This is a genomic window from Bradyrhizobium sp. (genome assembly GCF_016462955.1).
GTDB lineage: Bacteria > Pseudomonadota > Alphaproteobacteria > Rhizobiales > Xanthobacteraceae > Bradyrhizobium.
Genome location: NZ_JAEMSD010000033.1, coordinates 19,066 through 26,473 on the forward strand (window position 1 = coordinate 19,066; position 7,408 = coordinate 26,473).

The 7,408-nt window shown below is 64.0% G+C and carries 7 protein-coding genes and 1 pseudogene; 5 read left to right on the forward strand and 3 right to left on the reverse strand.

Features of this window, described 5'->3' with window-relative positions; all coding sequences use genetic code 11:
* Positions 1-596, forward strand: a pseudogene (locus JHD07_RS06135) (sugar nucleotide-binding protein); the annotation flags it as partial.
* A 157-nt stretch (positions 597-753) separates the two neighbouring features.
* Here the strand turns inward: JHD07_RS06135 and JHD07_RS06140 are convergent.
* A complete protein-coding gene (locus tag JHD07_RS06140) occupies positions 754-1,560 on the reverse strand; it encodes an undecaprenyl-diphosphate phosphatase (RefSeq protein WP_291620078.1) in 807 nt (268 codons plus the stop codon).
* Positions 1,561-1,729: 169 nt separating this feature from the next.
* On the opposite strand from JHD07_RS06140, the gene JHD07_RS06145 reads away from it, so the two are divergent.
* From JHD07_RS06145 to JHD07_RS06155, 3 genes are all read left to right on the forward strand, one after another.
* Complete coding sequence (locus tag JHD07_RS06145; RefSeq protein WP_291620080.1) at positions 1,730-2,422, forward strand: glutathione S-transferase family protein; 693 nt, start codon at positions 1,730-1,732, stop codon at positions 2,420-2,422.
* A gap of 97 nt (positions 2,423-2,519) precedes the next feature.
* The gene (queG, locus tag JHD07_RS06150) at positions 2,520-3,680 is read left to right on the forward strand and encodes a tRNA epoxyqueuosine(34) reductase QueG (RefSeq protein ID WP_291620082.1); all 1,161 of its coding nucleotides are present in this window, start codon (positions 2,520-2,522) and stop codon (positions 3,678-3,680) included.
* A gap of 184 nt (positions 3,681-3,864) precedes the next feature.
* Entirely contained in the window at positions 3,865-4,662 is a 798-nt protein-coding gene (locus tag JHD07_RS06155) for an acyl-CoA thioesterase domain-containing protein (protein WP_291620084.1), read from the forward strand.
* Between the two features lie 144 nt (positions 4,663-4,806).
* Here the strand turns inward: JHD07_RS06155 and JHD07_RS06160 are convergent, their stop codons facing one another.
* Positions 4,807-5,274: a nuclear transport factor 2 family protein gene (locus tag JHD07_RS06160; protein WP_291620086.1), complete on the reverse strand. Its 468-nt coding sequence runs from the start codon at positions 5,272-5,274 to the stop codon at positions 4,807-4,809.
* Positions 5,275-5,458: 184 nt separating this feature from the next.
* A complete protein-coding gene (locus tag JHD07_RS06165; RefSeq protein ID WP_291620088.1) occupies positions 5,459-6,247 on the reverse strand; it encodes an alpha/beta hydrolase in 789 nt (262 codons plus the stop codon).
* 251 nt (positions 6,248-6,498) lie between these two features.
* Here JHD07_RS06165 and infC point away from each other — a divergent pair, with 251 nt between their 5' ends.
* A complete protein-coding gene (gene infC, locus JHD07_RS06170; RefSeq protein ID WP_082847910.1) occupies positions 6,499-7,038 on the forward strand; it encodes a translation initiation factor IF-3 in 540 nt (179 codons plus the stop codon).
* Positions 7,039-7,408 lie beyond the last annotated feature (370 nt).

The following is a 7,408-nucleotide window of genomic DNA, read 5'->3' on the forward strand; positions in this document are numbered from 1 at the left end:
ATGCGCAGTCGCCCTCGCGCTAGGCCCGGGCCAAGGCGGCCGGCGAGGCCGCCGTGCTCGCCGCGGTGCCCTCCGCCACGATCTTCCGCCCCTCCGTGGTGTTCGGCCCCGAGGACCAGTTCACCAACCGCTTCGCCGCGATGGCCCGGATGTTCCCTGTGCTGCCGCTGATCGGCGGCGAGACCAAGATGCAGCCGGTCTATGTCGGCGACGTCGCCACCGCGATCGCCGATGCCGTCGACGGCAAGGCCAAGCCGGGTGCGACGTACGAGCTCGGCGGGCCGGAGGTGCTCACCATGCGTGAGATCATCGAGGCCATCCTCGAGATCACCGACCGCGAGCGGCTACTGATCCCGCTGTCGTTCGGCCTCGCCCGCTTCAATGCCGCCTTCCTGCAATTCGCGCCGGGCGCGCTGAAGCTGACGCCGGACCAGGTCACGCTGCTCGAGCGCGACAATGTCGTGTCGGAGGCGGCAAAGGCCGCCGGGCTGACGCTGGAAGGCCTCGGCATCCAGGCCGATTCACTGGAGGCGATCGCCCCGCAATATCTCTGGCGCTTCCGCCCGCAGGGCCAGTTCCAGCGCATGAGCGTGTGAAGCGCCTCTTTATCAGTCGTCATGCCCGGGCTTGACCCGGGCACCCACGTCTCGCTGCAGTCGCGGATGCGCGTGGATGGCCGGGTCAAGCCCGGCCATGACGAGCCGATGGGACTGCCCAAAGCGCGATGCGATTGGGATGAATCGTGATCGCGCTTTAGTGGCCCAACGCCAGCGCGATCAGGCCGAGGGTGCCGACGATGACGCGCCACCAGGCGAACACCACAAAGCCGTGGCGGGTGACGTAGGTCAGGAACGTCTTCACCACGATGACGGCGGTGATGAAGGACACCACGAAGCCGATCGCGACGATGCCCATGTTGTCCATCGTCATCTCGGCGCGGCTCTTGTAGAAGTCGTAGGCGAACGCGCCGATCATGGTGGGAATGGCGAGGAAGAACGAGAACTCCGCCGCCGCGCGCTTGTCGGCCCCGAGCAGCATCGCCGCGACGATGCTGGCGCCGGAGCGCGACACGCCGGGGATCATCGCCACGCACTGTGCCATGCCGATATAGAGATACGTCAGAAGCGGAAACCTGGTGGCGTCATGCTCGCGCGGCTTCAGATCGAGCTTGTCGACCCAGAGCAGGATGGCGCCGCCGACGATCAGCGTGAAGCAGATGACCCAAGGATTGAACAGCAGGCTCTTGATGTACTTGCCGGCGACGAGGCCGACGACCACGGCGGGCAGAAACGCCACCAGCACGCCGATCACGAAACGGCGCGCATCCGCATCGCCGGAGAAGAAGCCGATCACGACGTCCCAGAGCTTCCGGAAATAGAGCCCGACGATCGCGAGGATCGCGCCGAGCTGGATCAGAACCGTAAACGAATCCCAGAACGGACCTTCGCCGAGATGGAAGAAACGCTCCGCGAGCAGAAGGTGGCCGGTCGAGGATACGGGAAGGAACTCGGTCACACCCTCGATGATGCCGAGGATCACTGCCCGTATTGCGTCTGACATATTTACGGTCCATTTCGGCTGGAAAAGCGGGGCTCTTCTCGCCTATTCGCCCCCATGCCGCAATCGCAAAAATGCGACATCACGCCTTGCTTCGCGGTTTTGAGGGACTAGTGTGGCGCCGCACAAACATTGATGGATTCTTAAGCACCATCACATAGTCAAAGGCTTCATGTTTACGCTGTTTCATCATCCGTTCTGTCCGCATTCGCGCTTCATCCGCCTGATCGCGGGCGAATACGGGCTCGACGTGAAGCTGGTCGAGGAACGCAGCTGGGAGCGGCGCGAGGCATTTCTGCTGCTCAACGCGGCCGGCACCACGCCCGTCCTGGTGGACGATGAACAGCCGCCGATCCCGGGCGCGGCCATCATCGCCGAATATGTCGACGAGGCCTACGGTGCCGAGATGGGCGTGAAGCGCCTGATGCCGGAGACGATCGCCGAGCGCGTCGAGGTGCGCCGGCTGATGGCCTGGTTCAACGAAAAGTTCTTCGAGGAGGTCTCGCATCCACTCGTCACCGAGCGGATCTACAAGCGCTTCATGAGCGAGGAGAACGGCGGCGGCGCGCCTTCGGCCGACGTGATGCGCGCAGCGAAAGCCAATGTGCGCTATCATCTGGCCTATATCGGCTGGCTGGCGCAGACGCGCAACTTCCTCGCCGGCGACCGGATCACTTACGCGGATCTCGCCGCCGCGGCGCATCTCTCGGCGATCGACTATCTGGGCGACGTGCCATGGAGCGAGGACGACGCAGCAAAGGCGTGGTACGCGCGGGTGAAATCCCGCCCGTCGTTCCGTCCGCTGCTGAGCGAATGGCTGGCCGGCGTGCCGGCCTCGCGGACCTACGTGGACCTGGATTTCTGATGAGGGCCGTCATGCCCGGGCTTGTCCCGGGCATCCACGTGCTTCCTGTCTCGGTGAGGACTACACAAGAACGTGGATGGCCGGGACAAGCCCGGCCATGACGACGTCGAGTGTGGACGCATTGAACAACATCGACACAGACACGGATCGGTTGCGCAACGCGCTCGAAGAGCAAGCGCGCGCGCTCGGCTTCGACTGTATCGGCATCACCGCACCGGGCACGATCGAGGCGGCCGGAAAATACTTTCTCGAATTCATCGCCTCGGGCGGCCATGGCGACATGGACTGGCTCGCGAGCCAGCCGGAGCGCCGCGTCGATCCGCGCGGACTCTGGAGCGATGTGCGCAGCGTGATCATGCTCGGCGTCAATTACGGTCCCGATTCCGATCCGCTCGCGATCCTGCAGCAGCGCACGCGCGCTGCGATCTCGGTCTATGCGCAAGGCGACGACTATCACGACCTCGTCAAGAAGCGGCTGAAGGCGCTGGCGCGCTGGCTGGTGGCGACCGCGCCGAGCGAGGTGAAGGTGTTCGTCGACACTGCGGCCGTGATGGAAAAGCCGCTGGCGCAGGCCGCGCATCTCGGATGGCAGGGCAAGCACACCAACCTCGTCTCGCGCGAGTTCGGCTCATGGCTGTTTCTTGGCGCGATCTACACCACGCTGGAGCTGCCGCGCGATGCCGCCGAGATCGATCATTGCGGCTCGTGCCGGGCCTGCCTCGACATCTGCCCGACCGCGGCATTCCCGGCGCCTTACAAGCTCGATGCACGGCGGTGCATCTCCTATCTCACCATCGAGAACAAGGGACCGATCCCGCGCGAATTCCGCAAGAGCATCGGCAATCGCATTTATGGTTGCGATGATTGCCTTGCGGCATGTCCGTGGAACAAGTTCGCGCAAGAAGGACGCGAGGCCAAGCTCGCAGCTCGTGATGAATTGCGCGCACCTTCGCTCGCTGAACTCGCGCGGCTCGACGATGCGGCGTTCCGCGCGTTGTTCACGAAGTCGCCGGTGAAGCGGATCGGCCGCGACCGCTTCTTGCGCAACGTGCTGATCGCGATCGGCAACTCCGGTGATGTGGCGCTGGCGAGCGAGGCACGACGATTGCTGGACGATGCGAGCCCGCTGGTGCGCGGGGCTGCGGTGTGGACGCTGGGGCAATTGGTGGAGCGCACCGAGTTTGATGCGATGAAGTCTGCTGCGGCGAGCAACGAGCACGACGGCAGCGTGCGTGACGAGTGGCTGGCTGCGTCCTAACTCTCCGCTGTCATGCCCCGGCTTGACCGGGGCATCCAGTACGCCGCGGCTCCTCGACTCAATCACGACTGCCTCGGCGTACTGGATCGCCCGGTCAAGCCGGGCGATGACACCTTTTGTTTGGCGAGCGCACATGCGCCTCACCACACTTGATTTCCCCTCCCAATCCCGCAATCTCGCGCGCATGACAAACATGCCTTTCTTCACCCGCGACGGCGAGACATTCCACCCGACGGAAGTTGCCAACGGCCCCTGGGATCCGAAGTCGCTGCACGGGCGCGTCATCATCGGCCTGCTCGGTTTCGCCATCGAGGAGCGCCATTCCGGCCCTGAGTTCGTGCCGGCGCGGCTTACCGTCGACATGTTTCGGCTGCCGACCATCGACAAGCCGATTGACGTGACGACGCGCCTGGTGCGCGATGGCATGCGCATACGCGTGGTTGAAGCGGAATTCTTCTCCGGCGGAGTCAGCATGGCGCGCGCCTCGTGCCAGCTGCTGCGCAAGACGCAAAATCCCGACGGAAACGTCTGGTCGCCGCCGAACTGGGACGCGCCGAAGCCGGCCGACATTCCCAAGCCCACCGATCCCAGGCTCGGCATGAACGGCAAATGGGCGACGCGGCCGATCGTCGGCCACATGGGCTCGCTCGGTCCGCGCCGGCTCTGGATGAGCGAGGTGCGCGAGCTCGTCGCGGGCGTGCCGATGACGCCGTTCGTGCATGTCGCAACCGGCGCCGATTTCGCCAGCCCGTTCGCCAATGCCGGCGACAAGGGGCTCGGCTACATCAACAGCGACGTCACGATTTATCTGCACCGCCTGCCGGTCACAGAATGGATCGGCTTCGAGGTCGTGAACCACCACGCCACCGACGGCGTCGCGATCGGCGAGTGCTGGCTCTATGACGAACAGGGCCCGATCGGCACCGCCACGGTCGCCGCGCTGGCGCAGCGCAAGCCGATGGCGAATCCGTCGAAGCGGTAGCGCGCGCCGCTCTCTCTCGGTCATTCCGGGGCGTGCGAAGCACGAGCCCGGAATCCATCGGACGGCAGAGTTGGTGGAGGAATGGATTCTCAGGTGCGCAATTGCGCACCATAGTTCGCGCTGCGCGCGCCCCCAGAATGGCAGTCAGGTAAGATGCCTCTGCATCTCCGGCCGTGCCTTGAGCTCGGCGCCCTGCTTGGCGGCGATCTTCGCGATGCGTTCCGGCGCGAATTTCAGGTCGACGAACGCCGGCGCGGTGTTGGCGACCTCGTGATAGCTCGCGATCTGTCCCCCCTTCAGCGTCATGATCGCAACGCCCTCGAACATCGCCCGCGCGCCGTTCGCTTCCGGCAGGGTCGAACGATAGCTGAAGGTGTAGCGCGCATAGAGCGTGGTGCCGTCGGTGACGGGATCATGCATGTCCCAGCGAAAATCGGTCGCCGTGCGATAGAACCAGTCGTCGATCATCGCGGCGATCTTCTCGCGGCCTGCGAAGGCGCCGTAGAACACGTCGCGATAGACGCCGTCCTCGGTGAACAGCTCGGCGAAGGCACGGCTGTTGCGCTGCTCGACCGCATCGCAGAAAGCGCGCAGCATGGCGGTTGTTGTCATTGGCGTTGCTCCCAATCGTTGTGCCCTCTCCCCTTGTGGAAGAGGGCAGCTCCGCTCGTTGACGCGCATTCACTCGGGTGAGGGTCGCTCCCGCGAGTTCAACTCTCACTTGAATTCGCGGAGAACCCCTCATCCGGCGCTTCGCGCCACTTCTCCCACAAGGGGAGAAGGAAGAAGAACAAGCTCACCCGATCTCGGCCACCGCCGCAAGAAGGCGCGCGATGTCCTGGGGGCGGGAGAGGCGGTGATCGCCGTCCTGGATCATGGTCAGAACGACGTCGTCGGCCGGCAGACGGTGCGTCAGCTTGAACGCGTGCTGCCACGGCACATCAGGATCTTTCGCGCCTTGCAGGATGCGGACAGGGCAGCCGAGATCGATGGCACTGCCGAGCACGAGGTGATTGCGGCCCTCCTCGATCAGGTTCCGCGTGATCGGATAGGGCGAGCCGTCACCGTATTCGGACGGCCGCAGCCAGACGCCCTTGGTCTCGATCTCCTTCTTCACCGCGGGCGAAAAATTCTTCCACATCAGCTCCTCGGTGAAGTCGGGCGCCGGCGCGATCAGGACGAGGCCGGCCAGCGACGCCTTGGCAGGACGTTTTTTGATCTCGCGCGCGAGCAGCAGCGCCATCCAGCCGCCCATGGAGGAGCCGACCAGGACCTGCGGGCCCTCGCAGAAACGCTCGAACACGGCAAGGCTGTCCTCGAGCCAGCGTCCGATGGTTCCATCGACGAAGTCGCCGCCGGATTCGCCGTGGCCGGAATAGTCGAACCGGACCATGGCGCGCCCGTGGTCTCGGGCCCAGTCATCCAGAGCCAGGGCCTTGCTGCCCTGCATGTCCGACTTGAAGCCGCCGAGCCAGACCAGTCCCGGCCCGTTTCCGCGGCGGCTCCGCACCGCGATCCTGCGTGCAGACGGCCCCTCGCCCACATCGATGAAGTCGAGCGCGGCCTCTGGAATGATATCGGTCATGGAACGTTTACTCTGGCTGTGCGGTTTGAGCTTAACCGGGCGGCGTGCCTGCGACGCAGCCCGATGCCGACATTGGCCCTTTGGGACGCTTGCGGAACTGAGGCAAGGTGTCTATGTCGTCAGCGTGCCCAGGCGTGGCCAAAATGCCTCGCATTTGAGGGTTTTTCGCGCCTCGCACGAGCGACTTGCTTGCCGGCAAACGCATCTTCCTTCAAGATAGCCGCTTCCTTCACAACATTGGAGAACCACCCATTCGCCGTCCTAATAAAGCTCCGCCCGCTGCCAGCAAAGACGGGCCGCGCATCAATGATGATATCCGCAATGCGCAGATCCAGCTGATCGACCAGACCGGTGACAACAAGGGCACGGTTGAGACCGTCGTTGCCATCCGGATGGCCCAGGAAGCCGGCATGGATCTGGTCGAGATTTCGCCGAATGTCAGTCCTCCGGTCTGCAAGATCATGGACTACGGCAAGTATAAGTATTCCGCTCAGAAAAAAGCCGCGGAAGCCCGCAAGCGGCAGAAGACGGTCGAGATCAAGGAGATCAAGCTCCGCCCGATGATCGACGACCATGATTACGACGTGAAGATGCGCGCGATGCAGCGGTTTTTCGAAGAGGGCGACAAGGTCAAGATCACCCTGCGCTATCGCGGCCGCGAAATGGCGCACCAGGAGATCGGCACCAAGCTGCTGGACAAGATCAAGACCGACGTCGCCGAGCTCGCCAAGGTCGAGCAGGACGCGCGGTTCGAAGGCCGCCAGGTCGTCATGGTGCTGGCGCCGCGCTGAGCGCGTCTTGTCAGGATCGAGAGTTCAACGGCCCGTCCGGATCTCCGGCGGGCCGTTTTGTTTTTGCCGAGGTGCAAGCCGCGGACGCCGCTGCACCACTCCCGCTCGCGGGAGCGGTCGACGCTCGCAGCGCGGCGGGTGAGGGCTTTCTCCTCTTTTCTCGCCCGTGGAGACACCCTCTCCCCAACCCTCCCCCCGCAGGCGGGCTATCGGATTCACACATCTCGAAAAGAGAATCTTCTTCAATGAGTTAGCTGAAGGCCGATATTGGGCACTCTCATGCGACGGAACCCAAGCAAGTGACTCGAATGACTCGCATTTCCGGATTGGCGGGCAGAAGGCTCCGACAGAGATGTGTGAACATAGTAGC

Coding starts and splice junctions, on each gene's coding strand:
- JHD07_RS06140 (WP_291620078.1), bottom strand. CDS start 1,560: ATGTCAGACGCAATACGGGCAGTGATCCTCGGCATCATCGAGGGTGTG.
- JHD07_RS06145 (WP_291620080.1), top strand. CDS start 1,730: ATGTTTACGCTGTTTCATCATCCGTTCTGTCCGCATTCGCGCTTCATC.
- queG (WP_291620082.1), top strand. CDS start 2,520: ATGACGACGTCGAGTGTGGACGCATTGAACAACATCGACACAGACACG.
- JHD07_RS06155 (WP_291620084.1), top strand. CDS start 3,865: ATGACAAACATGCCTTTCTTCACCCGCGACGGCGAGACATTCCACCCG.
- JHD07_RS06160 (WP_291620086.1), bottom strand. CDS start 5,274: ATGACAACAACCGCCATGCTGCGCGCTTTCTGCGATGCGGTCGAGCAG.
- JHD07_RS06165 (WP_291620088.1), bottom strand. CDS start 6,247: ATGACCGATATCATTCCAGAGGCCGCGCTCGACTTCATCGATGTGGGC.